This window comes from Streptomyces boninensis (genome assembly GCF_048572725.1).
Classification (GTDB): Bacteria; Actinomycetota; Actinomycetes; order Streptomycetales; family Streptomycetaceae; genus Streptomyces; species Streptomyces boninensis.
In genome coordinates this window covers 7,102,487-7,127,905 of sequence record NZ_CP183837.1, presented here as the reverse complement: position 1 = coordinate 7,127,905, position 25,419 = coordinate 7,102,487, and the positions used below count along the sequence as shown (strand labels likewise).

General features: G+C 72.3%; 20 protein-coding genes. 2 read left to right on the top strand and 18 right to left on the bottom strand.

All coding sequences use genetic code 11. The features are described from left to right. Positions 1–32 precede the first annotated feature (32 nt). From ACNNMR_RS32630 to ACNNMR_RS32595, 8 genes are all read right to left on the bottom strand, one after another. Entirely contained in the window at positions 33–1,637 is a 1,605-nt protein-coding gene (locus ACNNMR_RS32630; protein WP_419998285.1) for an MFS transporter, read from the bottom strand. A 30-nt stretch (positions 1,638–1,667) separates the two neighbouring features. Beyond that, a complete protein-coding gene (locus ACNNMR_RS32625; protein ID WP_419998284.1) occupies positions 1,668–2,177 on the bottom strand; it encodes an NAD(P)H-dependent oxidoreductase in 510 nt (169 codons plus the stop codon). A 101-nt stretch (positions 2,178–2,278) separates the two neighbouring features. Continuing rightward, the gene (locus ACNNMR_RS32620; protein ID WP_419998283.1) at positions 2,279–2,944 is read right to left on the bottom strand and encodes a DUF2306 domain-containing protein; all 666 of its coding nucleotides are present in this window, start codon (positions 2,942–2,944) and stop codon (positions 2,279–2,281) included. A 26-nt stretch (positions 2,945–2,970) separates the two neighbouring features. Then, positions 2,971–3,768 (bottom strand): hypothetical protein, encoded by a 798-nt coding sequence (locus tag ACNNMR_RS32615; protein WP_419998282.1) that lies wholly within the window; start codon positions 3,766–3,768, stop codon positions 2,971–2,973. Continuing rightward, positions 3,765–4,544 (bottom strand): ABC transporter ATP-binding protein, encoded by a 780-nt coding sequence (locus tag ACNNMR_RS32610; protein ID WP_419998281.1) that lies wholly within the window; start codon positions 4,542–4,544, stop codon positions 3,765–3,767. Before ACNNMR_RS32610 ends, ACNNMR_RS32615 begins: the two co-directional genes overlap by 4 nt. 174 nt (positions 4,545–4,718) lie before the next feature. Further along, positions 4,719–5,372, bottom strand: coding sequence for a response regulator (locus tag ACNNMR_RS32605; RefSeq protein WP_419998280.1), 654 nt, complete (start codon positions 5,370–5,372; stop codon positions 4,719–4,721). Further along, positions 5,369–5,716: a sensor histidine kinase gene (locus ACNNMR_RS32600; RefSeq protein ID WP_419998279.1), complete on the bottom strand. Its 348-nt coding sequence runs from the start codon at positions 5,714–5,716 to the stop codon at positions 5,369–5,371. Before ACNNMR_RS32600 ends, ACNNMR_RS32605 begins: the two co-directional genes overlap by 4 nt. Further along, complete coding sequence (locus tag ACNNMR_RS32595) at positions 5,709–6,467, bottom strand: sensor histidine kinase (RefSeq protein WP_419998278.1); 759 nt, start codon at positions 6,465–6,467, stop codon at positions 5,709–5,711. Before ACNNMR_RS32595 ends, ACNNMR_RS32600 begins: the two co-directional genes overlap by 8 nt. 188 nt (positions 6,468–6,655) lie before the next feature. On the opposite strand from ACNNMR_RS32595, the gene ACNNMR_RS32590 reads away from it, so the two are divergent. Then, positions 6,656–10,054, top strand: a complete 3,399-nt coding sequence (locus ACNNMR_RS32590) for a BTAD domain-containing putative transcriptional regulator (protein WP_419998277.1) — start codon at positions 6,656–6,658, stop codon at positions 10,052–10,054. A gap of 94 nt (positions 10,055–10,148) precedes the next feature. On the opposite strand, the gene ACNNMR_RS32585 is transcribed toward ACNNMR_RS32590, so the two are convergent. The 9 genes from ACNNMR_RS32585 to ACNNMR_RS32545 form a co-directional block, all read right to left on the bottom strand. Further along, entirely contained in the window at positions 10,149–10,658 is a 510-nt protein-coding gene (locus ACNNMR_RS32585) for an AAA family ATPase (RefSeq protein ID WP_419998276.1), read from the bottom strand. Positions 10,659–10,687: 29 nt separating this feature from the next. Beyond that, positions 10,688–12,085, bottom strand: a complete 1,398-nt coding sequence (locus ACNNMR_RS32580; protein WP_419998275.1) for an NAD(P)/FAD-dependent oxidoreductase — start codon at positions 12,083–12,085, stop codon at positions 10,688–10,690. Then, entirely contained in the window at positions 12,082–12,885 is an 804-nt protein-coding gene (locus ACNNMR_RS32575) for an ABC transporter permease (RefSeq protein ID WP_419998274.1), read from the bottom strand. The genes ACNNMR_RS32580 and ACNNMR_RS32575 overlap by 4 nt, the downstream gene beginning before the upstream one ends. Further along, positions 12,885–13,823 (bottom strand): ABC transporter permease, encoded by a 939-nt coding sequence (locus ACNNMR_RS32570; RefSeq protein ID WP_419998273.1) that lies wholly within the window; start codon positions 13,821–13,823, stop codon positions 12,885–12,887. Before ACNNMR_RS32570 ends, ACNNMR_RS32575 begins: the two co-directional genes overlap by 1 nt. Next, entirely contained in the window at positions 13,820–14,968 is a 1,149-nt protein-coding gene (locus ACNNMR_RS32565) for an ABC transporter ATP-binding protein (RefSeq protein WP_420000559.1), read from the bottom strand. Before ACNNMR_RS32565 ends, ACNNMR_RS32570 begins: the two co-directional genes overlap by 4 nt. Before the next feature lie 5 nt (positions 14,969–14,973). Then, entirely contained in the window at positions 14,974–16,212 is a 1,239-nt protein-coding gene (locus ACNNMR_RS32560; protein ID WP_419998272.1) for a polyamine ABC transporter substrate-binding protein, read from the bottom strand. 17 nt (positions 16,213–16,229) lie between these two features. Continuing rightward, positions 16,230–17,747 (bottom strand): gamma-aminobutyraldehyde dehydrogenase, encoded by a 1,518-nt coding sequence (locus ACNNMR_RS32555; protein WP_419998271.1) that lies wholly within the window; start codon positions 17,745–17,747, stop codon positions 16,230–16,232. Between the two features lie 94 nt (positions 17,748–17,841). Next, on the bottom strand, positions 17,842–18,801 hold the full coding sequence (locus ACNNMR_RS32550; RefSeq protein WP_419998270.1) for a hypothetical protein: 960 nt from the start codon (positions 18,799–18,801) through the stop codon (positions 17,842–17,844). A 186-nt stretch (positions 18,802–18,987) separates the two neighbouring features. Then, on the bottom strand, positions 18,988–21,348 hold the full coding sequence (locus ACNNMR_RS32545; RefSeq protein ID WP_419998269.1) for an ATP-binding protein: 2,361 nt from the start codon (positions 21,346–21,348) through the stop codon (positions 18,988–18,990). Positions 21,349–21,629: 281 nt separating this feature from the next. Here ACNNMR_RS32545 and ACNNMR_RS32540 point away from each other — a divergent pair, with 281 nt between their 5' ends. Further along, positions 21,630–23,927, top strand: coding sequence for an ATP-binding protein (locus ACNNMR_RS32540; protein ID WP_419998268.1), 2,298 nt, complete (start codon positions 21,630–21,632; stop codon positions 23,925–23,927). Between the two features lie 4 nt (positions 23,928–23,931). On the opposite strand, the gene ACNNMR_RS32535 is transcribed toward ACNNMR_RS32540, so the two are convergent. After that, complete coding sequence (locus ACNNMR_RS32535) at positions 23,932–25,362, bottom strand: gamma-aminobutyraldehyde dehydrogenase (protein WP_419998267.1); 1,431 nt, start codon at positions 25,360–25,362, stop codon at positions 23,932–23,934. Positions 25,363–25,419 lie beyond the last annotated feature (57 nt).

Below are 25,419 nucleotides of genomic sequence, written 5' to 3'. Positions count from 1 at the left end.
TGCCTCCCGCCGCGGCGCCCGCGTATGTGGGCTCAGTGGCCGACAGGAACGGCCACCGGGGCCTCCACGTCAGCCTCCGCCACGGGCGCCTCCTTCTCCGCGGCCGCGCTCCCCGTGGTCGGCACCTTCCGCAGCAGCGTCGCCGACACCAGCCCGGCGATCAGGACCAGCCCCGCCGCGATCCACGAGGCCGTATTCAGCCCGCTCGCGAAGGCCGCCTTCGCCGGCTCCAGCAGATCGGCCGCCAGCGCGCCCGGCAACTGCTCCGCCGCCGACAGCGCGCCGGTCAGGGTGTCGCGCGACGCCTCCGCCGCGCCGGCCGGGATGTCCTGCGGTACGGAGCCGAGCATCTCGCTCCGGTAGACGCCGGTGCCGATGCTGCCGAGGACGGCGATGCCGAGGGCCACGCCCAGCTCGCTCGCGGTCTCGTTGGTGGCCGAGGCGGCGCCCGCCTTCTCCGGCGGGGCGGAGTTGACGACGATGTCCGTGGTCAGCGCCATCGCGGGGGCGATGCCCGGGTAGAGGATGTAGAAGCCGGTGATCAGCAGCGGCAGCCCGTGGACGCTGCCGACCTGGGCCAGGACGAGGTAGCCGACGGCCGAGACCGCCATGCCCACGGCGATGATGTACGCGGGCCGCACCCGCCGCGCCAGCAGCGGCGACAGCATGGACACCGCGATCAGCGCGACGGCGGCGGGCAGGATCCACAGCCCCGCCTCCAGCGGGGAGAGGCCGGCGACCAGCTGCAGGTACTGGGTGAAGAGCAGGTAGACGCCGCCGAGCGCGATCGCGCCCAGGAGGAAGACGATCAGGGCGCCGCTGAAGGTGCGGTTGGCGAAGAGGCGCACGTCGAGGAGCGGGCTCTCCAGGCGGAGCTGGCGGACGACGAAGCCCGCGATGAGCACGACGCCGGCGGCGATGGCGGTCAGCGGCACGGCACCGACCCCGTCCTTGGCCAGGTCCTTGATCCCGTAAACGAGCGGCAGCAGCATCACGATCGACAGCACCACGCTGAGCGGGTCGAGCTTGCCGGACTCGGGCGCCCGGTACTCGGGCAGCAGCACCGGCGCGGCGACCAGCACCAACGCCATCACCGGCACGGCGAAGAGCAGCGCCGCACCCCACCAGAAGGACTCCAGCAGCAGCCCACCGACGAGCGGCCCGATGGCCACGCCGACGGAGACGGAGGCAGCCCACAGCCCGATGGCCATGCCGCGCTGCCGCTCATCCCGGAACATATTGGTGATCAGCGACAGCGTCGACGGCAGCACGGCGGCCGCGCCGAGCCCCATCACGGCGCGGGTGGCGATGAGCAGTTCGGCATTCGGCGAGAAGGCCGCGATAGCTGACGCGATGCCGAAGGCGGCGGCACCGAGCAGCAGGATCCGGCGGCGCCCCCAGCGGTCCCCGAGGGTGCCCATGGCGACGAGCAGGCCGGCGACCATGAAGCCGTAGATGTCGTTGATCCAGAGGAGCTGCGCGCTGCTCGGCTGCAGGTCAGCGGCCATTTGCGGGGTGGCGAGGAAGAGGACGGTCATCGCCAGGAAGAGGACGACGGTGGGGAGGAGGAGGACGGATAGGCCGAGCCATTGCTTTGGGGTGGCGCGCTCGGGGATGGGGACGGGGGTGGCGGACATGAGGGTTCCCTTCAATTCAGTCAAGGCACGTCAGAAGCGGTAGGGCTGCTCGGCACGAGCCGCGCGCAAGGCACGGGCCCACCAGGTGAGTTGGTCGAGTGCTTGGGCTGGGCAGTCGGTCTCGGCGACGGTGAGCGCGTGCGCCTCGGCGAAGGCGAGGCGGAGCTCGGCGGTGCACTGGCGGCCGCCCGTTCCGTACGGCAACAGGGCCACGGGCCGCGCCCGCCAGGCGTCGGCGCACCAGGTGAGGGCGCTGTGCAGCGGGGCGGGCGGGGAGTTGGCGGCAGCGGGCAGGACGGCGACGAACCCGTCGGCGGAGGCCAGCCAGGGCCGCAAATCCCGTACGGCCGCAGGCTCCGGCTCACACCACCCGGGCCCCGGACACGGCTCCGGCAGACAGGCAGCCGCAAGATCGAGCACGTCGGCTTCCCGCCCGGCAAGCTGCCCGGCAGCAACGGCCACCCGCTCAGCGGCCACCCGCCCCGGCCGACCGGGCAACAAGCCACCGAGCACGACGATCCGCAGTGGCTCCGCATCCATGGGGACCTCTCCTCTCGCGCTGGCGTGTCCTGCACCGGCCCGGTCGGCCGGGACGTGACTCACCATGCGCGCGGGCGCTTCAGGTCCCCTTCAGGTCTCCTTCAGACGCGGGCGGCCTGCCGGCCCGTACGGTCGCGGCGTGCTCTGCGGCGTCTGATCAGGAGTTCGGCCACGGCGAGGTTGATGATCCAGCCGAGGACCTGGCCGACGGGGATCATGTCCGCGGCGTGGTCGCCGAGTTGGGCCAGGAGCAGGAGCGGGACGACTGCGCGGGAGGTTACGGCGAGGAAGGTGAGGGCGTAGTTGCGCTGCATCCAGGCGCGATGGGCTTCGTAGTCGCGGGTGCGGGCGGACTGGACGGCCAGCCAGCCGGTCGCCAGCCAGCCGAGGGCGGGGGTGATCAGGCCTATCTGAGTGAGCAGGCGGTCGGAGAGGAGGGCGACCGGGATCGCGGTCAGCGCGGCGGGAAGGACGCCGGCGAGGAGATAGGCGCGGCCGATGGCCCGGTGGAGCCGGCGGTGGGCGCGGACGGCGGGGATGAACTGCAGCGGCCCCAGGACGAGGGCGGTCCCTGCGGTGAGGACGTGCGCGACGACCAGGTAGTAGTGCGCGTCGCCGCTGACGCCGAGGCGGCTGCTGCCGCTGTCGAAGGTCGCGTACGGGCTGACCAGCATCGCGCCGGCGATGACGGCGACGGTGAGCAGCACCCAGCCCCGGCGCGGCGTCGCCGTGCCGGGTGCGGGCGCCCCATCGGGTGGACCGGGCATGGGTACTCTTCCTGTCCTCGGCTGTCTCAGCTCGACTTGACTTCGCTGCGCAGGACCCGGAGCGCGCCCAGGGCGGCGGGGACGGCGACCCAGATGAGGGTCGCGGTCAGCAGCCCGGCCCACTCCTGGCCGGTCGGGTCGTGTTCGTAGAGCGGGCCCTGGGCGAGGTTGAGGTCGAGCCAGGGGCCGGCGTCCTTGAGGGCCGGGACCTGGTTGAAGAGCACGCTGGACAGGTTCGGCAGCACGAAGAACGCGATGATCGCGGCGGCGCTGACCAGCAGCAGCATGCCGAACGCCAGACCCATGGCCAGGCCGCTGAGCAGCACCACGGTGATGTCGCGGAAGCCGCCGAAGCCGAAGGCCCAGCTGCCGTCGCCGTCGCGCAGGACCGCGCCCAGGAGGTTGCCGGCCGCGGCCGAGGCGAAGGTGATGCAGACCACCAGCACGCCCAGCAGCATCGTCGCGGCCACCTTGGCCAGCAGCACGCGTTTGCGCTCGGGTTCCAGGGTGAAGGTGACCAGACCGGTGCGCTGGCTCCATTCGGTGGTGATGGTGAGGATGCCCAGGATCGGCAGCAGGAGCTTCTGCGGGGTCTGGGTGAAGTTGACGAACTCCTCGTACGTCAGATCCTTGGGGTCGACGGTGAACACCATCACGGCGACCACCAGCGGCGTGGTGGCGAGGATCGCGATCAGCAGCCACTTCCCTGCCCGGGTGTCGCGCAGCTTGCGCAGCTCGGTCCTGATCAGCCGGGCGAACGGGATGCCCGCCTCGCCGAATGGAGGTGCGGGGCGCCGGCCGGTCTCGGTCACATCCGTGGTCATCGCTCGGTCCCGTCCTTCGCGTCATCTCGTGAGTGGTCGGCGGTCAGCCGCAGGAACATGTCCTCCAGGCCCGACTCCCCGGCGGCGGCGAGCAGGTCCTTCTTCGGCCCCTGGGCGACGATCTTTCCGCGGCCGATGACCACGAGCTCGTCGGCGATGACCTCGACCTCGCGCAGCAGGTGGGAGGAGAGCAGGATGCTGCCGCCGCGGTCGGCGAACTCCCGCAGCAGGCCCCGCATCCAGTGGATGCCCGCCGGGTCGAGGCCATTGGCCGGCTCGTCGAGGATGAGCACCTGCGGGTCGCCGAGCAGGGCATGGCCGACGCCCAGGCGCTGGCGCATGCCGAGCGAGTAGTTGCCGGTGCGGCGGCGGGACTCGGCGGGGGTGAGGCCGACGAGGTCGAGCACCTCGTCGACGCGGCCGGCCTCCAGTCCCATCAGCATCGTCGACAGGGTGAGGATCTCCCGCCCGGTGCGCCCGGAGTGCTGCGCCGAGGCGTCCAGCAGCACGCCGACGTGCAGGCCCGGGTTGGGCAACCCCCGGTAGCCGCGGCCGAGTACGGTGCAGCGCCCCGAGGTCGGAGGGGTGAGGCCGACCATCATGCGCATGGTGGTCGACTTGCCGGCGCCGTTCGGGCCGAGAAAGCCGGTGATGACGCCGGGCCTGACGCCGAAGCTGATGCCGTCGACGGCGGTGTGGTCGCCGTAGCGCTTGGTCAGCCCGCTGACGTCGATCGCATACCCGCGGTCCGTCCCCGCGGCAGTGTCCGCGGTCATGCCGACCGCCCCCCGCGGATGCTCAGTCCGGCGATGGCGGGTTTCCGCGGGCCGGCCGCCCGGCGTGGTTGAGCGTGCTGTGTGTGAATGACCATGGGCTCATGGTCGGCCGGTCCGCGGCGGCAGGCGTCGGGCGCAGAGCGGCTTCCGGCGTACGCGGCCGGACGTACGGCGTCAGTGCGCGAGCCCGGACTGGTAGGCGAAGACGACCAGTTGGGCCCGGTCCCTGGCGCCCAGCTTGACCATGACCCGGCTGACGTGGGTGCGGGCGGTGGCGGGGCTGATGACCAGCCGGTCGGCGATCTCGTCGTTGCGCAGGCCCGCCGCGACCAGGACGAGGGTCTCGCGCTCCCGGCCGGTCAGCGAGTCCAGGTCCGGGTGCGGCTTCGGCGCCCGGGGGGCCGCGGAGACGAATTCGCGTACGACCTTGCGGGTGACCGACGGCGACATGAGGGCGCCGCCGTCGGTGACGGAGCGGATCGCCGCCAGCAAGTCGGCCGGGCTGGTGTCCTTCAGCAGGAAGCCGCTGGCGCCGTGGTGCAGGGCGTCGAAGACGTACGCGTCGTGCTCGAACGTGGTGAGCATGATCACCTTGGTGTCGGCAAGCGCCGGATCCGCGGTGATCCGCCGGAGCGCGGCGATGCCGTCGATACCGGGCATGCGGATATCCATCAGGATCACGTCCGGCCTGGTCCGCTGGGCCAGGGAGACGGCGGCGAGGCCGTCCGCGGCCTGGCCGGCCAGCTCCATGCCGTCCTCGTTCTCGATCAGGGCGCGCAGGCCGAGGCACACCAGCTGCTGGTCATCGACGATCATCACGGTGGTCATGAGGGGCCTTTGATGGGGAGGTGGGCGCGCACTTCGAAGGCGGCGCAGGAGACCGGTCCCGCGGCGAATTCCCCGCCCAGGGCGAGGACCCGGTCGCGCATTCCCGGTATCCCGGACCCGCCCTCCCCGGTGGGGGGCGCGGTGAGGGGATTGGTGACGGTGATCAGCACGCCGTCCGGTTCCCAGCGGACATGAACCGTGGCCTGGCGGGCTCCGCCGTGCCGCAGGACGTTGGTGAGCGACTCCTGGATGATCCGGTAGCCGGTCAGCTCGACCGCGGGCGGCGGCGTGGCCCCGGCCGGGCCGGAGACTTCGAGGCGTACGTAGACCCCGGCTTCAGCCATCCGCTGCCGCAGCCCGTCGAGCCTGGTCAGACTCGGCACCGGAAGCCGCCCGGCGGAGCACGGCCAGCGTGGCCCGTAGCTCTTCCAGCGCCTCGCTGCTGGTGCGGCTGATGGCCTGCAGCGCCACCTCTGCCTGGCCGGGCTTCCTGTCGAGTACGTGCAGCGCGACGTCGGCCTGCATCTTCATGGCGGCGAGCCCGTGGCCGACGATGTCGTGGACCTCCTGCGCGACCCGGAACCGCTCGTCGTCCGCGCTCCGGCGGATCATCTCCTCCCGCGCCCGGGACTGGGTCTCGTGCCGCAGTCGCAGCGCGTACCCCACCGCGAACGGCACCACCACCCACGCGGAGACCGGGATCGCCCCGGACAGCCCGAGGCCGTTGTCCCGGGTGAGCAGGTGGGGCAGCAGCAGTGCCAGGGCGGCCGCGGCAGACGGCACGGCCCTGGCCGGCGGTGCGTGGCGGGCCGCGCCGTATATGGCGATCATGAAGGCGGCGAGGATCGGCCCGTAGGCGTACCCGAGGAGCAGATACGCGGCCGTGCAGACGGTGATCACCGCCTGCGTGCCCAGCGGCCGGCCGCGCCGCACCGCCAGTGCGGCGGCGGCGAGCACGAACAGCGCGTAGCCGCGGGCGTCGATCGGCACGTCCCCCGTCCGCTCCGAGCTCCCGGCGATACGGGTGCCGACCACCCCGCCCAGCACGAGGGCGGCGGCGAGCACGGCGTCGCCGCGCAGTGCCTTCGATGCCAATGCTCCGCCCTTCGCCGACCCGAATCACGGGCTCACCGGATACGGCCAGCGTGCGCAGAACGCCGCGGGTCCGCGTCTGCCGCGGGGCGACACCCGTACTACTCGGATGCGCGTACCCGCAGCGCCCGGGAGGCCTCCGGCGGGAGTAGGGCGGCCGCCTGTCGGCGGGCTCCGTTACCGTGATCGGCATGCGTTTCGGGGTGCTGGGGTCGTTGGCTGTGTGGACGTCCGAGGGGCGGGTGGTCCGGGTGCCCGAGGTGAAGGTGCGCTCGCTGCTCGCGGATCTGCTGATCCACGCGGGGCGGGTGGTGCCGGCCGAGCGGATCATCGACGATCTGTGGGGCGAGCGGCTGCCCGCCAACCCCGCGGGCGCCCTCCAGACCCGTGTCTCGCAGCTCCGCCGCGCGCTGGAGGACGCCGAGCCGGGTGTCGGGCGCGGCCTGGTGGTGTCCCGTAATCCCGGATACGTGCTGCAGGTCCCCCCGGAAGCCACCGACACCGGCCGCTTCCTGGAACTCACCACCCGCGCCCGCGCGACCACCTCCCCCCGCACCCGCACCGCCCTCTTCGCCGACGCGCTCGCGCTCTGGCGCGGCGACGTGCTCGCGGACTTCGCGGACGAGGAGTTCGCCCAGCCGGAGATCGCCCGCCTGACGGAGCTGCGCCTGACCGTCCTGGAGGAACAGGCCGAGGCCCGCCTGGAGTCCGGCGACCACGCCCTCCTCGCGGACGAGCTCGGCGACCTGGTCACCCGCCACCCGCTCCGCGAACGCCTGCGCGCCGCACAGCTGCGGGCCCTCTACCGCGCGGGGCGGCAGAGCGAGGCCCTGGCGAGCTACACGGCGCTGCGCGAGCAACTCGCCGACGAACTCGGGCTCGACCCGGGCCCCGAGCTGGTGACGCTGTACGAATCGATCCTCCGCCAGGACCCGTCACTCACCACCCCACCCCCGCAAGCCGCCGCCACCGCCGCACCGACCGGCAATCTCCCGGCCGCCCTCGGCAAGCTCGTCGGCCGCGAGGACACGATCGCCGACGTCCGGCAACTCCTCACGGAGGCGCGCCTGGTGACCCTCACCGGCCCGGGCGGCGTCGGGAAGACCCGGCTGGCGGTGGAGACGGCGCGGGGGTTGTCGGAGGCGTACCCCGACGGGGTGTGGCTGGTGGAGCTCGCGGGGGTGCCGGGCGCCCGTGCGAGCGGCGAGGGGGCGGCGGCCGCAGGCGGCGGCGCGACTGGTGCCGGCGGTACGTCCGATCTCGAAGCTGCCGGCGATACGGCCGCCCCCGGCGGGGCCGGTGGCAGGGCCGGCCTCGAAGCTCCCCCCGGCACCCTCACCGACATCGCCGAACGCATCGCCGCCGCCCTCGGCCTCCGCGAGGAAACGGCCGTCCCCGGCCTCCGCGCCGGCCCCGCCGCGGCCATCGACCGCCTCGCCGAATCGCTGCGCTCGCAGCACCTCCTGCTCGTCCTGGACAACTGCGAACACGTCATCGACGCCGCCGCAGGCCTCGTCTCCCGCCTCCTCACCGCAGCCCCCGGCCTGCACGTGCTGGCCACCGCCCAGGAACCCCTGGGCGTACGGGACGAGCGCCTCCGCCCCGTCGCTCCACTCCCGCCCGAGGCCGCCGTACGGCTCTTCGCCGAGCGCGCAGCCGCCTCCGCCCCCGGCTTCACCGTCGATACGGACAACGCCGACGCGGTCGCGGCGATCTGCCGCCGCCTCGACGGCATCCCGCTCGCGCTGGAGCTGGCGGCGACGCGGGTGCGGGCGCTGGGCGTACGGGAGTTGGCGGCCCGGCTCGACGACCGCTTCCGGCTGCTGTCGGCGGGCCCGCGCGACGCCCCGGCTCGCCAGCGGACGCTGCGCGCGATGATCGACTGGAGCTGGGAGCTGCTCGATGAACGGGAGCGGGCGGTGCTGCGCCGCCTGTCCGTGTTCGCCGACGGCAGCCCGCTCGCGGCAGCGGAGGCGGTGTGCGCGGGCGGCGAACTCGCCCCCGAGGAGGTCCTCGACCCCCTGGCCCGCCTGGTCGACCGCTCGCTGGTGACGCTCGCGGCACCGCCCGCAGGCCCCGCCGCCGCCACCGAAGCCCCGCGCTACCGCCTCCTGGAGTCCGTGGCCGCATACGGCCGCGAGCGGCTGCACGAAGCCGGCGAGTACGAGGCGACGGCAGCCCGCCACTACCGCTACCACCGCACCCTCGCGGCGACCGCCGAGCCCGCCCTCCGCGGCCCCGAACAACGCACCTGGCTACGCACCCTCGACGCGGAAGCCGGCAACTTCCGCGCCGCCCTCGACGCCGCGGTCCGCGCCACCGACGCCCCCGCGGCGCTTGGCCTGGCGGTGGACCTGGCCTGGTACTGGTGCCTCCGCGGCCGCCTGCGCGAGGCGCGCCGCTTCGCGGAGGCGGCACTGTCGGTGTCACCGGCGGCTGCAGACGCGGGCACGACCACGGCACCGGACCCCGACCCCGTAATAGCCCTCTCCCGCACCGCCGCCACCTGGCACGCCTCCCTCAGCTACCGCCTCGGCGAAGTCCCCGAGCCCGGCTCGCTCCCCGCCGACCCACCCCCGAGCCCCACCCGCAGCCTCGACCTCCTCACCGCCCAGGCCCGCGCCGACTGGCACCTCGGCTACGCCCGCCTCGGCATGGCCGGACCTCCCGGCGGCCCCGACCAACTGGCCGCGGCAGAGGAGATCTTCCGTACCACCGGCGACACCTGGGGCATGGCGGCGGTAGCAGGCACCCTCGCCCAGCAGTCCCTCCTCCGCGGCGACCTCCCCGCCCTGGCCGCCCAGGCCACCCGCAGCATGACCCTCTTCACCGAACTCGGCGACGGCTGGGGCCAGCTCCAGGCCACGATCCCGCTGGGCGCCCACGCCGAGATCACCGGCGACTACGCCCACGCCACCCGCCTCCACCTGGAAGGCCTGCGCCTGGCGGAGGATTTGGGCGTACGAACCGAGGCGGCGGACAAACTCGCCGCCCTGGGCCGCATCGCCCTCCTGGAGGGCGACCACGCCCGCGCGGACGAACTGCACGCGCGTGCGGCGAGGACGGCGGCGGAGCAGGGTTACGCGGTGGGCGAGGAGTTCGCCGAGATCGGCCTGGCGCTGAGCGCCCGCCGCCAGGGCCACCTGGACAAGGCGGAGGCGCTCCTCACCAAGTGGCTCCCGTGGGACCGCAAGATCGACTCCCCGGTGGGCACGGCCCTGATCCTGGCGGAACTGGGCTTCGTAGCAGAACTCCACGACGACGCCGCCACAGCCCGCGACCTCCACTTGGAGGGCCTCACCCTGGCCCGTACGACCAGCGACCCCCGCGCAATGGCCCTCGCCCTGGAGGGCCTGGCAGGCGCAGCCTCCCTGGCCGCCTCCCCCGACTCCCACCACCACGCCGCCGAACTCCTCGGCCGCGCCACCCACCTCCGCGCAAAGGCCGGCGCCCCCCTCCCTCCGGGCGAACGCACGGACACGGACCGCATCACGGACCGCCTCCGCAAGACCCTGGGCGACGAGGCACTGGCAGCGGCTCTGGAGCGCGGCAGCGCGCTGCCACTCGAAGCGACGGTGACGGCCTCATGACGGCGGGAGTCCCGCAAACCGGCCCCGTCCGCGACCAGTTCGAACAGTTCTCACCGCGCCCGTAGCGCCCCCGCAATCGTGAGCGCTGACCCGGTCAGCGGAGTCTCTCAACGACACTCGCCAGCAGCACGGCCAGCGACGCCTCCGGGGTCTGCCCCACCGTGTCGATGACGACGTGGTCCCGGTCCCACGGCTCGTAATCGCGGGCGACGACCTGCTGCCAATCGGGCAGCGGCAGGCCCGGGATGTCGGACGCCCGGCCGCCCACCCGCGCCCGATGCTCGGCCGGATCCGAGCACACGACCTCCACCTCCACGACCGGCGCCGCGGCCTTCGTCCCCACATCCCGCCAACTGTCGCGGGTGACGCCGAGCGGATTCACCGACTCGGCGATCACGGTGAGGCCTTGCGCGAGGTGATCGGCGGCAAGCGCGTATCCGACGGCATACCCGGCCGCCCCGACCGGATGCCCCGCCAGGCCGGAGTCGACGATCGCCTGCTCGATCGTGTCGATGCGCAGGTGCACGCCGCCGATGCGCGTCGCCAGCAGCCGCGACAGTGTGGTCTTTCCGGTCCCCGGCAGTCCGCCGATCACGATGAGCATGCGGCCATCCTGCCGGACCAGTCCCGCACTCAGCTGTCGAATCCCAGACCCACCCGATCCAGTCCCCGCAGCCAAAGGTTCCGCTTGCCTCCCCGGGCATCCGCCCGCGCCATCGACCAGCGCGTCAAGCCGATCCCCGCCCACGCGAACGGCTCCGGCGGGAAGGGCAGCGGCTTCTCTCTCACCAGCTGAAGGCGGGTGCGTTCCGTCGCTTGCGCGGACAGCAGGTCCAGAATCACCTCCGCGCCGAAGCGCGTCGCGCCCACGCCCAGGCCCGTGTAGCCGAGGGCGTACGCGACCCGGCCTCCCACCGCCGTGCCGAAGAACGGTGCGAAGCGGGAGCACGTGTCGATCGCGCCGCCCCAGCGGTGCGTGAAGCGGAGGCCCTCCAGCTGGGGGAAGCACTCGAAGAAGTGCGATGCCAGCTTCAGGTGCGTCTCCGGGCGCTGGTCGTATTCGGCCGCGACCCGCCCCCCGAAGTGGTGCACCGCGTCGTAGCCGCCCCACAGAATGCGGTTGTCCGCCGACAGGCGGAAGTAGTGGAACTGGTTCGCCACATCGCTCAGCCCCTGCCGCCCCGACCAGCCGATCGACGCGAGCTGCGCCTCCGACAGCGGCTCGGTCATCAGCACGTAGTCGTACACCGGGACGACATACGGCCGAACCCGCCGGACCAGCGACGGAAAGGCGTTCGTGCCGAGCGCCACCTGCGCCGCCCGCACGCTTCCGTACGGCGTACGGACCGTCACCCCGGCCGCATCGGCCGCCAACCCCGCCGCCCACGTGTGCTCGTACACCCGCACGCCCGCCTCCGCGCACGCCCGCCGCAGCCCCCACGCCAGCTTCGCCGGGTTGAGCATCGCGACGCCGTCGCGGTCGTACAGGCCGGCGAGGAAGCGGGGCGAGGACACCTCCGCCTGCACCGCCTTCTCGTCGAGCAGCTCGAGCTCGATGCCGTACGCCGCCGCCCGGTCGGCCTCCTCCTCCAGCTCGCCGACCTGGTACGGCTCGGTCGCCACCCCGATCTCGCCGGTGCGCTCGAAGTCGCAGTCGATGCCGTAGCGGTCGACCGCCGCCTCGATCGCGGCCAGGTTCTCCATGCCCAGCCGATGGAGCCGGGACAGCTCCCCCGGCCAGCGCGACACCCCATTCCCGAAGCCGTGCGTCAGCGACGCCGCGCAGAAGCCGCCGTTACGGCCGCTGGCCGCCCAGCCGCACTCCTCCCCCTCGATCAGCACGACATCGCGCGCCGGATCCCGCTCCTTCGCCAGCAGCGCCGTCCACAGCCCGCTGTAACCGCCGCCCACCACCAGCAGATCCGCCTGCTCGTCCCGTACCAGCGCCGGGAAAGCGTCCGGCTTTGCGGGATCGTCCAGCCAGTACGGGACGGGCCGGGCGTCCGCCAGTGAAGCTGCGGTGTCGTTCATGCCTTCCTCCGTGCGCGTCCGTTGCCCAGCAGCTGCCCTGCCATCACCAGCAGCACCGCGATGAAGAACATCGCCGACCCGATCACATTCACCTGCACCGGCACCCCCTTGAGCGAGGCGCCCCACACGAACATCGGGAAGGTGATCGTCGAAGGGCCCGAATTGAATTGCGTGATGATGACGTCGTCCAGCGACAGCGCGAAGCTCAGCATCGCGCCCGCCGCGATCCCCGGCGCCGCCAGCGGCAGCGTCACCCGTACGAACGCCTGCAGCGGACCCGCGTACAGATCCCGCGCAGCCTCCTCCAGCTTCGGATCCATGCTCGCGACCCGGGCCTTCACCGCCACCACCACGAAGCTGAGGCAGAACATGATGTGGGCGATCAGGATGGTGGTGAAGCCGAACTCGATCCGCATGTTCAGGAACAGCGTCCCGAGCGACGCGCCCATCACCACCTCCGGCATCGCCATCGGCAGGAAGATGAGCGAGTTCACCCCGGCCCGGCCCCGGAAGCGGTGCCGCGCCAGCGCGAAGGCCGCCAGCGTGCCGATCACCGTCGAGGCCAGCGTCGAGAGCACCGCGATCTGCAGGCTCAGGCTCACCGACGTGCACATGTCCGCCACCCCGCAGGGGTCGCTCCAGGCGTCGGTCGAGAACTCCTGCCAGGTGTAGTTGTAGCGCCCGGAAGGCTTGTTGAAGGAGAAGAGCAGGACCACCAGATTCGGCAGCAGCAGATACGCCAGCGCCGCCAGGCCCGCGAAGACCACCAGATTGCGGCGTACGAAGGTCAGTGCGCGCATCAGACCAGCTCCTCCGTCCCGGCCCGGCGGATGTACACCGTCACCATGATCAAGATTGCCGCCATCAGGAGGAAGGACATGGCCGCCGCCGTCGGGTAGTCCAGCACGTTCAGGAACTGCTTCTGGATCGCGTTCCCGATCATCTGGTCGTTCGGCGAGCCGAGCAGCTGCGCGTTGATGTAGTCCCCCGAGGCCGGGATGAAGGTCAGCAGCGTGCCCGCCACCACGCCCGGCAGCGACAGCGGGAAGGTCACCCTCCTGAAGACCGTCGCCGGCTTCGCGTACAGGTCCTGCGCCGCCTCGTGCAGGGCGGGGTTGATGCGCTCAAGGGACGTGTACAGCGGCAGGATCATGAAGGGCAGGAAGTTGTACGTCAGCCCGCAGATCACCGCGAGCGGCGTCGCCAGCAGCCGGTCGCCCTCCGTCAGGCCGAGGCCCGCCGTCACGTCCAGCACCCCGATCGAGTTCAGCGCCCCCACCAGCGGGCCGCCGTCCGACAGGATCGTCTTCCACGCGAGCGTACGGATCAGGAAGCTGGTGAAGAACGGGGCGATGACCATGACCAGCAGCACATTGCGCCAGCGGCCCGCCCGGAAGGCGATCAGGTACGCGAGGGGGTAGCCGATCAGCAGGCAGAGCAGCGTCGCCGTACCCGCGAAGAGGAATGAGCGGCCGAAGTGCTCCGCGTAATCGCCGATGGCGTCGGTGTAGTTGGCCCAGTGCCAGGTGACCTCGAAGCCCTTGTCGAACGACCCGGACTGCACGGACGTCGACGCCTGATAGACCAGCGGCGCCGCGAAAAAGACCAGCAGCCACAGCACGGCGGGGAGCAGCAGCCAGTACGCGGTGAGCCTGCGCCGGCCCGACCGCGGCGGCTCGTCCCCCGAGTCCGCCGAGTCCGCCGGCGACCCGGACGGCGGCGCGGCCAGCGCCGTCACAGCGCGTCCTCGCCGGTGCCCGCCTCGGCGTCCTGGTCGCCGTCGAGGCCGAAGGTGTGGACGGGGTTCCAGTGCAGAACCACCTCCGCGCCCGGCGTCAACCCCGCCGCGGTGTCCACGTTCTGCGCGAAGACCGCCAGCTCCGGACACCAGGGGCTGTCGACCACGTACTGCGTCGAGACCCCGGTGAAGCTGGCGTCCTTGATGGTGCCGGACAGGCGGTTGTGCCCTTCCGGTACGCCGCCGTCCTCGCCTCGCGGCCGGATGCCGATCTTCTCCGGGCGGATGCCCGCCAGGACCTTGGTGCCGGACGCCGCCGACTTGGCGCGCATCCGGTCCTGGGGCAGCGTCAGTTTCGTATCGCCGACGCGCAGGACCAGGTCGTCGCCGGCACCGGAGCCGCCGCCGGATATCTCCGCCTCGATCAGGTTCGACTGGCCGAGGAAGTTCGCCACGAAGGCGCTGCCCGGGTTCTCGTACAGCTCGGTCGGCGCGCCCAGCTGCTCGACCCTGCCGTGGTTCATCACCGCGATGGTGTCGGCCATGGTCATGGCCTCCTCCTGGTCGTGGGTGACGTGTACGAAGGTGATGCCGACCTCGGTCTGGATGCGCTTGAGCTCCAGCTGCATCTGGCGGCGGAGCTTCAGATCCAGAGCCCCCAGCGGCTCGTCGAGGAGCAGCACCTCGGGGCGGTTGACGACCGCGCGCGCCAGCGCCACCCGCTGCTGCTGGCCGCCGGAGAGCTGCGCGGGTTTGCGGCCCGCCAGCGCGCCCAGCTCGACCAGCTCCAGGACCTCCGCGACCTCCTTCTTCACCTCCTTGCGGCCGCGGCGGCGCAGCCCGAAGGCGACGTTGTCGTGGACGGTGAGGTGCGGGAAGAGGGCGTAGCTCTGGAAGACGGTGTTGACCGGCCTGCGGTGCGGCGGGAGGTCCGTGACGTCGTCCGTGCCCAGAAGCACCCGCCCCGACGTGGGCTGCTCCAGGCCCGCGATCATCCGCAGCGTCGTCGTCTTGCCGCAGCCGGAGGCGCCCAGCAAGGCGAAGAAGGAGCCTTGCGGGATGGTGAGGTCCGTCGGGTGTACGGCCGTGAAGTCGCCGAAGGTCTTGCTGATGCCGGTGAGCGTGACACCGCCCGTACCGTCCATGCCGCTCACGCCCCGATCACCTTGGAGTACTTGTCCTCGTACGAGGTTTCCCGGTCGTCACCCAGCTCCATGAAGACGTGTCCCGCCTTGATCATCCGCTCGTCGGGGATGATCAGCGGATCGGTGGCCAGGTCCTTGTCGATCTTCGCGAGCTCTTCCTTCGCGCCCGCCACCGGGCAGATGTAGTTGACCCAGGCGGCCAGCTCGGCCGCGTTCTTGGGGTCGTAGTAGAAGTTCATCAGCGCCTCGGCGTTCGCCTTGTGGCGGGCCTTGGCGGGGACGATCAGGTCGTCCGTGGCGTAGAGATAGCCCTTCTCCGGGATGACGAACTCGATGTCGTCGTTCTCCGCCTGCATCTGCACCACGTCCCCCGCCCACGCCAGGCACGCGGCGATGTCGCCCTTGTCGAGCTCCTCGACGTAGTCGTTGCCGGTGAAGCGGCGCAGCTGCTTGTTGTCGACCGCCTTCTGGATACGGGCGAGCGCGGCCTCGAAGTCGTCCTCGGTGAACTTCGCGCAGTCCTTGCCCATGTCGAGCAGCGTCATCCCGACCGAGTCCTGCATCTCGGTCAGCATCGCCGCCCGGCCCTTCAGCGACTCGTCGGTCAGCAGCTGCTCGACGCTGGTGACCTTCCGCCCCTTGGTGGCCTTCTTGTTGTACGCGACGACGGTGGCCAGGCCGGTCCACGGGACGGAGAACTGGCGGCCCGGGTCGTGCGCGGCGTTGCGGAAGCGCGGCTCCATGTGGAGGTTGACGTTCGGCAGGTTGGCGGGGTCGAGGCGCTGCGCCCAGCCGTGCCGGATCAGCCGGCCGGACATGAAGTCGGAGAGGCAGACGATGTCGCGGCCGGTGTCCTGGCCGGCCGCGAGCTGCGGCTTGATCTTGCCGAAGAACTCGACGTTGTCGTTGACGTCCTCGTTGTACTTGACCTTGATGCCGCTCTCCCGCTGGAAGCGGTCGAGGGTCGGGCGCTTGTTCTTGTCCTTGTCGTCGACGTCGATGTAGAGCGTCCAGTTGGAGAAGACCAGCTCCTTCTCCTTCTTGGAGTAGTCGGGGTCCTTGCGGTCCCCGCTCTTCGCGGCGCTGTCGGCCGCGGGAATCCCGCAGCCCGCGAGCGCGGCGGCGGCCGCGGCGCCGCCGCCCGCGCCCAGCAGCCGGCGCCGGGACAGCGCGGCCTTGCCGCCGCTGAGGCTGCGCTCCCAGGCCTTGGCTATCGGCTCGGGGAGTTCGTCGAACACATCCATGAGGGCTTGCTGCCTTCCTAGGCGGAGAAGACGGTTCGGTGCCAGCTCTTGCGCGCTTCCCCCGTGATGTCCTGCATGACGTGCTTGACCTGCGTGTACTCGTCCAGGGAGTACGCGGACATGTCCTTTCCGTAGCCCGATGCCTTGTAGCCCCCGTGCGGCATCTCGCTGATGATCGGGATGTGGTCGTTGAGCCATACGCAGCCCGCCCTCAGCTCGCGGGCGGCGCGTGCGGTGCGGTAGACGTCGCGGCTCCAGGCGGAGGCGGCGAGGCCGTACGGGGTGTCGTTGGCGAGGGCGAGGCCCTCGTCGTCGCCGTCGAAGGGCAGCACCGTGAGGACCGGGCCGAAGACCTCGTCCTGCACGATCTCGCTGTCCTGCGCGGCGCCGGTGATCAGCGTCGGCTCGTAGTACGCGCCCTCGAATCCCTCAGGCGCCCGGCCGCCGGTGACCACGGAAGCGCCCGCCGCCCGCGCCCGGTCCACGAAGGACGCGACCCGGTCGCGCTGGGCGTACGAGATGAGCGAGCCGAGGTCGGTCGCCGTATCGAAGGGGTCGCCGATGCGGACCGCGGCCATCAGCTCTGCGACGCCGGAGACGAAGGCGTCGTAGAGCGGGCGCTGGACGTACGCGCGGGTCGCGGCCGTGCAGTCCTGGCCCGTGTTGATGAGCGCGCCCGCGACCGCGCCGTGCACGGCGGCCTCCAGGTCGGCGTCGTCGAAGACCAGGAACGGGGCCTTGCCGCCCAGCTCCAGGTGCACCCGCTTGGCGGTGCCCGCGGCGAGGGCGGCGATGCGCCGGCCGACGCGGGTGGAGCCGGTGAAGGAGGTCATGGCGACGCCCGGGTGCGCGACCAGGTGCTCGCCGGCGTCGGCGCCCGCGCCGCTGATGATGTTGATGACGCCCGCGGGGATGCCCGCCTCGGTGGCCGCCTCCGCGAACATCAGGGAGGTGAGCGGGGTGAGCTCGCTCGGTTTCAGCACGATCGTGTTGCCCGCCGCGATCGCCGGGAGGACCTTCCAGGCGGCCATCTGCAGCGGGTAGTTCCAGGGTGCGATGGAGCCGATCACGCCGACCGGCTCGCGGCGGACGTACGAGGTGTGGTCGCCGCTGTATTCGCCCGCGGCCTTGCCCTCCAGCAGCCGGGCGGCGCCCGCGAAGAAGGCGGTGTTGTCGACGCTGCCCGGCACGTCGAACTCCCGCGACAGCCGGATCGGCTTGCCGCACTGCAGCGACTCGGCCTGCGCGAAGTCCTCCGCCCGCTCCCCGAGTACGGCCGCGAAGCGGTGCATCGCGTCGGACCGCTCCCCCGGCGTCGCCCCGGCCCAGCCGGGCAGGGCATCCGCCGCCGCGGCCACGGCGGCGTCGACGTCGGCGGGGGAGGCGAGTTCGTACGCGCAGACCGTGCGTCCCGTCGCCGGGTCGGTGACGGACTGCTTGTTCCCTGACGTGCCGGGGGCGAGGCGGCCGGCGATGTACTGGGCGGCGGAGGCGTAGCGGGCCGCTGTGTCGGCTGGGTCAATACGGGGAGCCACGGGCCACTCCGGTGATGTCGTTCCTGCCGGGATTGATGGACGATCCTGGCAGGGGGAGTGACTCGCGGCAAGGGATTCCGTTGTTTCCTTTTGGTTACTCGACGGAATTAGTCTTCAGTACGCCCATCGACCAGGCCACGCACCGGCGTTGGAACTCCGTCTCCTCCCCCAGCCGCGCCAGCTGCTGCCTGCCGTACGCCCGTACGGCCCGGGGGATGGCCACCAGCCGCCCGTCGCCGCACTCCGGCACGAACAGCCCCTGCGCCCGCAGCCCGGCGAAGGCTCGTGCCAGCTCCGCCTCGGGCAGCCGCTCGTCGGCGCACACCGCGATGGCGTGCCCCTGCGTGAAAGCGCCGGGGAAGACCGCGGCCCTGGCCCACAGCAGCCGCTCGCCCGGGGTGCACACGCGGCGGCTCCACCACATCGAGTCGCGCAGCGTGCGCTGCCGCTCGGGCACCTCGGGGCCGCCGCCGACCAGGGCGAGGGCCCCGTCGGCGCCGGCCAGCCGGGTCAGCAGCTCGGCCGGCGTGCGCCGCCGCAGCTGCGCGGCGGCGATCGTCACGGCGAGCGGCAGGCCGTCGAGGAGCTCGCAGATCTCCCGGATGGTGTCGTCGTTCGCGCGGTCCTCGCCGGCGCCCTCGTCCCGGTAGCCGGGCGCGCAGTCGCGGAAAAGCTCCATCGCGTCGTCCACATCCAGCGGGCCGAGCGGCAGCGTGGCCGCGTCTGCCGTGGTGGGGATGCGGCTGGTGGCGATCGCCCGCAGCGAGGGCCGCTCACCGGTCAGTTCGCGCAGCGCGGCACCGGCCGCGTCCGCCACATGCTCACAGGTGTCCACGACGAGCAGCGTCGGCCGCCGCCCGCCCCCGTTGATCTGCTTCAGCCCGTACGCGAGCCAGCGCGGCACCAGCTCCGGGTCGGTTACGGGTGCCAGGTCGAGGTGGATCAGGTCCGGGCGGTTGCGCCGCCGCAGCCTGCGCACCGCCTCCGCCACCAGCGCGCTTTTGCCCACGCCGCCGGGACCGGTCACGGTCACCAGCTGTTCGGTTTCCATCATCCGGCCCAGAGTGCTGAGCGCACTGGCGCGCCCGTGGAGTGTCATGGCATTCCCCGGTCGTCTGCTCGCTACCGCCATCGTTCTCACGGCATTCAGCCTGCTCCGGGCCACATGTCCCGGACATCGGTAACCCGCGCCAATCGGTATACGTACCTTCGCCATTGCCGCCGCCGCGGCCGCGCGGATCTACCTAGGTAGCCGCTGGCCTGGGTGGGGGTCCGGGGGTGTCCCCCGGGAAGACGCAGCGCCGGAGACCATGGCGGCGATCTCCGAGCGGGACGAGAACCCGAGCTTGGCGAGGATGTGCTCGACGTGGGCGTCGGCGGTGCGCTTGGAGATGACCAGCCGCTCGGCGATCTCGCGGTTGGAGAGCCCCTGCGCCACCAGCGCGGCCACCTCCCGCTCGCGCCGGGTCAGCGCGTCGGCGCGGCTCGCGGCCCGGTCGCCGTACGCCGGCGGGTCCGGGGGCAGCGCGTCCTGGTCGCCGGCCGCGAAGTCGATGGCCCGCTGCGACGGCAGCCTGACGCCCTGCTCGAAGAGCTGTGCGTAGCGCTCCTCGCCCAGGGCCGAGCGGGTGGCGGCCACCGATTTCTCCTGCATCGACTGCATCATCGGATTGCCGAGCAGGATCGTGCGCCCGACGAGCGACCAGTGCGTCGAGGCGGCGCCGAACAGCCAGGCGGCCCTTCGGTGCCGGCCGGCGTCCACGGCGAGCCAGGCGAGTATGGACAGCACATGCGCGAGGCCGAGCACGTCGCCGCGCTGGCTCTGCAGCCCGGCGGCGCGGCGCAGCGCGGCCGCGGACAGGTCGGGCCGGCCGCACATGAAGTGTGCGAGACCGCGCATCACATAGCTGAATCCCTGAATGAAGCACTCGCCGCTGCCGGGGCCGAGCAGCTCGATCGTACGGTCGCATTCCGCTATCGCCTCGTCCGGGCGGCGGGCGAGGACGTGCGCGACGCTGAGGCCGAGGCTGCTCATCAGGGGCGGCAGCGGATGGCCCGCGGTGACGGACTTCTCCTCGGCGAAGCGCAGCTGTTCCAGGGCCTCTTCGTGGTCGCCGCGATAGCTGAGCGCCACCCCGTAGCCGCCGGCGCCAAGGGCGGCGATGGCGTCGTCCTCGAACTCGGCCGCGAGCTCCAGCGCCTCCTGGGCGGCGGTGATGGCCCGCTCGGGGGTGCCCTGGTGGCCGGCGAACATGGCGTACATGGCGAGGTTCCAGGCGCGGTTCTTGCGGTGGCTGCCGGGATGGTCGCCGAAGCCCTTCTCCATCCAGTGCGCGGCCTCGGCGGGGCGGCCCGAGACCGCCCAGTACGCGGACATGACCAGGGTCATGCGGAGCACTTCGCCGCGCTCTATGGCGTATTCGAGGGCGGCCCGCAGATTGTCCTCCTCCGCGGCCAGCTCGCGGTGCAGCCGGGGCTGCTCCGAGGTGGTGAACTTGAGGCCGAGCTGCATCAGCCGGGCGCGATAGCAGGCGATGTGCCGCTCCCTGACGGCGTCCTGCTCGCCGAGGGAGGTGAGCCACTCGGCGCCGAATTCGCGGATGGTGTCGAGCAGCCGATAGCGGGTGCCCTGCTCGCCGACCCGGAGCACCACCGACTTGTCGACAAGGCTGATGAGGTGCTCCAGCACGGACTCCACGGGCAGTTCGGCGTCCGCGCACACCGCCTCCGCGGCGGACAGGTCGAAGTCCCCCGCGAAGACCGACAGCCGCGCCCACAGCAGCCGCTCCGGGGGCGTGCACAGCTCATGGCTCCAGCCGATGGTGGTGCGCAGCGTCTGATGGCGCGGCAGCGTGGTCAGCCGGCTGCCGGCCAGCAGCGCGAAGGTGTCGGTGAGCCGGGCGACCAGGTGGTCGAGCGGCAGCGCCCGCAGCCGTACGGAAGCCAGCTCGATGGCGAGCGGGATGCCGTCCAGGCGGCGGCAGAGGGCCACGGCGTGGGCGCGGTTGGCGTCGTTGAGCCGGAAGCCGGGCACCGCGGCGCGGGCCCGCTGCACGAACAGCTCCAGGGCCCCCTCGACCGCGTCGCCCTCCGCTTCCGGCAGCGGCAGGGGCGGTACGGGCAGCACATGCTCGCCGGGGACGTCGAGGGCCTGCCGGCTGGTGGCGAGGATGGTCAGCCGCGGCGCCTGCGGCAGCAGCAGGTCGGCCAGCAGCGCGCAGGCGTCGAGCAGATGCTCGCAGGTGTCGAGCACCAGCAGCAGCTCGCGCTCGGCCACATACTCCACGACGGCGTCGACCTGCGGCCGCCCCGCCTGCTCGGGCAGCCCGAGCGCCTCCGATACGGCATTGGGCAGCAGCTCGGCGCCCTTGAGGCCGGAGAGCTCGACCAGGTGCACGCCGTCGGCGAAGCGGGCGGAGGCCTCGGCCACGGACCGCAGCGCGAGCCGCGTCTTGCCGACGCCGCCGGGGCCGACGAGCGTGACCATGCGGGCTTGTGCCAGCAGCCGCTGGACGTCGGCCAGTTCCGCCGTACGCCCTACAAAGCTGGTGACCTCGGCGGGGAGCCGGTCCCCGCGCCGCCATGTCGAGCCGAATGCCACGTTGAAAGGATAGGTGGACGGCCGGTTTTCCGGGGCGAATTCCGGATGCGGCCACTCGTAAGCGTTCTGTCGTATTCCACTTGCACGTGCACGGGCGCCGACTTCTGCCGGTAACCGCCGCCCATATCCGCGTAACCTGGAAGTCAACCACTCGACAGCGATGGTGGGGTGCGATGACGTTCGGCTTCAGGGGCGGGCGGCTGCCGGCAGAGGTGACGAGCTTTGTCGGTCGCACGACCGAACTTGCGTCTGTCAGACGGCTGTTGGGACGCTCCCGGCTCGTGACCCTCACCGGCCCCGGCGGGGTGGGCAAGACCAGGATCGCGCTGCGGGCCGCCGCGCAGGTCAAGGGCGAGTACCAGGACGGCGTGCGGCTGGTGCAGCTGTCCGGGCTGCAGGACGCGGAGTTGCTGCCGCACACCGTCGCCGCGGCCGCGGGCCTGCCGGGCGCCGATCCGCGGCCCGCGCTGGACGGGCTGGTCACGGCGCTCGCGGAGCGCGAGCAGCTGCTGCTCTTCGACACCTGCGAGCATCTGCTGGACGCCGTGGCGCTGCTCGCGGATGTGCTGCTGCCGGCCGCGCCGCGGCTGCACATACTGGCCACGTCGCGGCAGCCGCTGGATGTGCCGGGCGAGCATCTTTTCCCCGTCCAGCCGTTCTCCGTGCCCGAGGCAGCAGGCGAGCGCGCCAGGTCCGGCGGGGCCTGCGACGCGCTCGCGCTCTTCGCGCAGCGCGCGGCCGCCGCCGCCCCCGGCTTCGAGATCACCGACGGCAATCGCGGGCAGGCCACCGCGCTGGTCCGGCGGCTCGACGGCATTCCGCTGAGCATCGAGCTGGCGGCCGTACGCCTGCGGGCGCTCTCCCTGGAGCAGCTGACACAGCACCTGGCGGCCACGTACGACGTCCTGGAATCCGGCCGCTTCGCCCCCGAGCCGCGGCATCGCACGCTCCGTACGCTCATCGGCTGGAGCCACGAGCTGTGCAGCCCGCAGGAGCGGCTGCTGTGGGCGCGGCTGTCGGTCTTCGCGGGCGGCTTCGACCTGGCCGCGGCGGAGGCGGTGTGCGCGGACGGCGAGCTGCCCGCCGCGCAGGTGCTGCCGCTGCTGATCGGCCTCATCGACAAGTCGGTGGTGCTGCGCGCGGACGCCGCGGCGGGGCCGGACGGCGAGGCGCGCTATCGCCTGCTGGACACCATCCGTGAGTACGGGGCGAGCTGGCTGGAGTCGCTGGGCGAGACCACCGCCTGCCGGGCCCGGCATGTCGCCCACTACCACGCGCGGCTACGGGACTTCGCCGCCCGGTTCTTCACCTCGGAGCAGCTGGCGCGCTACCGCGCCCTGGCGCCGGACGGCGACAATCTGCGGGCCGCGCTGGCGTACGCGCTGGACGATCCGGAGCCCGCCGTCGCACCGACTGCCCTGACCGCCGTCATGTGGCCGTACTGGGCGGCCTCCGGCGGGATCGGCGAGGCCGAGTACTGGATGGCCAAGGCGCTTGCGGCGGACGGCGGTTCGGCCGCGGACCGGGCGGTGACGCTCATCTGGCGGGCCGACTTCGGCCGCTTCGCGGGCCGTGAGGCCGATTCGCTCGGGTGGTCGCTGGAGGCGCGGCGGCTCGCCGGGGAGCTCGGCGACCGCCGGCTGCTCGCGCACGGCCTGCGGGTCAGCGCCGCCGTACGCACCTGGCTCGACGACCAGGAAGGCGCCCTGGCCGACCTGTCCGAGGCCGAGCCGCTGCTGGGCGCGGACGCCGACCGCGGCGACCTGGTCCAGCACCACTACATCAAGAGCTCGGTGCACACCCTCAGCCTCACGAGCAGCCGCCCCGACCTGGGCGTCGCCGAGGCGGACGCGGCCCTCGCGCTGTCCGCGGCGGAGACCGAGGAGTGCTGGGCGCAGGGCTACGCCTCCGCGCTGCGGGCCCTCGCGCTGATCCTGCTGCGGCGGTTCGGCGAGGCGGTCACCGAGGCCCGCCGCTGCGCCGCGCTGAAGGGCGGCATCGGCGACCTGCACGGCATCGCCGCCGCGCTGGAGATGCTGTCGTGGTCGGAGGCGGGCACGGGCCGGCATCAGCGCTCCGCCCGGCTGCTCGGCGCGGCCGCGGGCGAGTGGCGGCGCGGCGGCTTGGAGCCGCTCAGCGGCCAGAGCGCCGCCCTCGCGCTGCAGGATCTGACCCGGCAGCAGCTGAAGGAGGCGCTGGGCGAGAAGACCTATGACCGGCTGTTCGCCGAGGGCATGGAGCTGTCCGAGCAGCAGGCGCTCGCCTTCGCCGCGGCCGGCACCGACGCCCCGCCCCCGCTCGCCCGCCGCCGCACCGCGGGCGCCCCCGCGGGGAGTTCACCGGCCACCGGCACCCCCATCGACGCCCTCACCCGGCGCGAGCTGGAGGTGGCCGAGCTGGTGGCGCAGGGCCTTTCCAACCGCGAGATCGCCCAGCGGCTCGTCATCTCCAAGCGCACGGCCGACGCCCACGTCGAGCACATCCTCTCCAAGCTGGGCTTCTCCTCCCGCCTGGAGATCGCGGCGCTCCTCGGCTCCGGCGCCGGAGCCGAGGACGCCACGGAAGGGACTCACACGTAGCGGCTCACAGCGCGGTCATGACGTGCTTCACGCGCGTGTAGTCGTCGAAGCCGTACGCGGAAAGGTCCTTGCCGTAACCCGACTTCTTGAAGCCGCCGTGCGGCATCTCGGCCACCAGCGGGATGTGGGTGTTGATCCACACGCAGCCGAAGTCGAGGTTCTTCGACATCCGCATCGCGCGGCCGTGGTCCTTGGTCCACACCGACGAGGCCAGCGCGTACTCCACGCCGTTGGACCACTCGGTGGCCTGTGCCTCGTCGCGGAAGGACTGGACGGTGATGACCGGGCCGAAGACCTCGTTCTGGATGATCTCGTCGTCCTGCTTGAGGCCGGAGACGACGGTCGGGGCGTAGTAGTAGCCCTTCTCGCCGACGCGGTGGCCGCCCGCCTCGACCTTGGCGTTGGCCGGGAGCCGGTCGATGAAGCCGGCAACCTTCTCCAGCTGGCTCGCGTTGTTCAGCGGGCCGTAGAGCGCGTCGTCCTCGCCGGGGCCCGTCTTGGTCTCGGCGGCCGCCTTCGCGAGGGCCGTCACGAACTCGTCGTGGATCGATTCGTGTACGAGCACCCGGGTCGCGGCCGTGCAGTCCTGCCCGGCGTTGAAGAAGCCGGCCTCCGAGATGCCCTCGACGGCGGCCGGGATGTCGGCGTCCTCGAAGACGACGACGGGGGCCTTGCCGCCCAGCTCCAGGTGCACGCGCTTGAGGTCCTTCGCCGCCGACGCCGCGACCTCGTGCCCGGCCCGTACGGAACCGGTGATGGAGGCCATGGCGGGGACGGGGTGCTCGACCATGAGGCGGCCGGTGTCGCGGTCGCCGCAGACGACGTTGAAGACGCCCTTGGGGACGATCGAGCCGATGATGTCGGCGAGCACCAGGGCGGTGGAGGCCGGGGTGGTGTCGGACGGCTTGAGCACGACGGTGTTGCCCGCGGCGAGCGCCGGGGCGAACTTCCACACGGCCATCATCATCGGGTAGTTCCACGGCGCCACCTGCGCGCAGACGCCGATCGGCTCGCGGCGGACGAAGGACGTGAGGCCGTCCATGTACTCCCCCGCGGACTTGCCGTCGAGCATCCGGGCGGCGCCCGCGAAGAAGCGGATCTGGTCCAGCATCATCGGGAGCTCTTCGGAGCGGGTGAGCTCCAGCGGCTTGCCCGTATCGCGGCACTCCACCTCGAGGAGCTCGTCGGCGCGCGCCTCGAAGGCGTCGGCGATCTTCAGCAGGGCCAGCTGACGGGTGCCGGGGGTGGCGTCGCGCCAGCCCGGGAAGGCGGCCTTGGCGGCCTCCATGGCGGCGTCGACGTCGGCGGCGCCGGACAGCGGGGAGGTGGCATAGACCTCCCCGGTCGTCGGGTCGACCACATCGAGGGTGCGCCCGTCGGCGGCGTCCCGGAACTCCCCGGCGATGTAGTTGCGCAGGCGGCGCGGCTCGGTCACTTCGGACCCCTCCAAGGTTCGTGTCGCTCGTTGTGGCTCACCCTAACCGCCGGACAA

Coding starts and splice junctions, on each gene's coding strand:
- ACNNMR_RS32630 (WP_419998285.1), bottom strand. CDS start 1,637: ATGTCCGCCACCCCCGTCCCCATCCCCGAGCGCGCCACCCCAAAGCAA.
- ACNNMR_RS32625 (WP_419998284.1), bottom strand. CDS start 2,177: ATGGATGCGGAGCCACTGCGGATCGTCGTGCTCGGTGGCTTGTTGCCC.
- ACNNMR_RS32620 (WP_419998283.1), bottom strand. CDS start 2,944: ATGCCCGGTCCACCCGATGGGGCGCCCGCACCCGGCACGGCGACGCCG.
- ACNNMR_RS32615 (WP_419998282.1), bottom strand. CDS start 3,768: ATGACCACGGATGTGACCGAGACCGGCCGGCGCCCCGCACCTCCATTC.
- ACNNMR_RS32610 (WP_419998281.1), bottom strand. CDS start 4,544: ATGACCGCGGACACTGCCGCGGGGACGGACCGCGGGTATGCGATCGAC.
- ACNNMR_RS32605 (WP_419998280.1), bottom strand. CDS start 5,372: ATGACCACCGTGATGATCGTCGATGACCAGCAGCTGGTGTGCCTCGGC.
- ACNNMR_RS32600 (WP_419998279.1), bottom strand. CDS start 5,716: ATGGCTGAAGCCGGGGTCTACGTACGCCTCGAAGTCTCCGGCCCGGCC.
- ACNNMR_RS32590 (WP_419998277.1), top strand. CDS start 6,656: ATGCGTTTCGGGGTGCTGGGGTCGTTGGCTGTGTGGACGTCCGAGGGG.
- ACNNMR_RS32585 (WP_419998276.1), bottom strand. CDS start 10,658: ATGCTCATCGTGATCGGCGGACTGCCGGGGACCGGAAAGACCACACTG.
- ACNNMR_RS32580 (WP_419998275.1), bottom strand. CDS start 12,085: ATGAACGACACCGCAGCTTCACTGGCGGACGCCCGGCCCGTCCCGTAC.
- ACNNMR_RS32575 (WP_419998274.1), bottom strand. CDS start 12,885: ATGCGCGCACTGACCTTCGTACGCCGCAATCTGGTGGTCTTCGCGGGC.
- ACNNMR_RS32565 (WP_420000559.1), bottom strand. CDS start 14,968: ATGGACGGTACGGGCGGTGTCACGCTCACCGGCATCAGCAAGACCTTC.
- ACNNMR_RS32560 (WP_419998272.1), bottom strand. CDS start 16,212: ATGGATGTGTTCGACGAACTCCCCGAGCCGATAGCCAAGGCCTGGGAG.
- ACNNMR_RS32550 (WP_419998270.1), bottom strand. CDS start 18,801: ATGATGGAAACCGAACAGCTGGTGACCGTGACCGGTCCCGGCGGCGTG.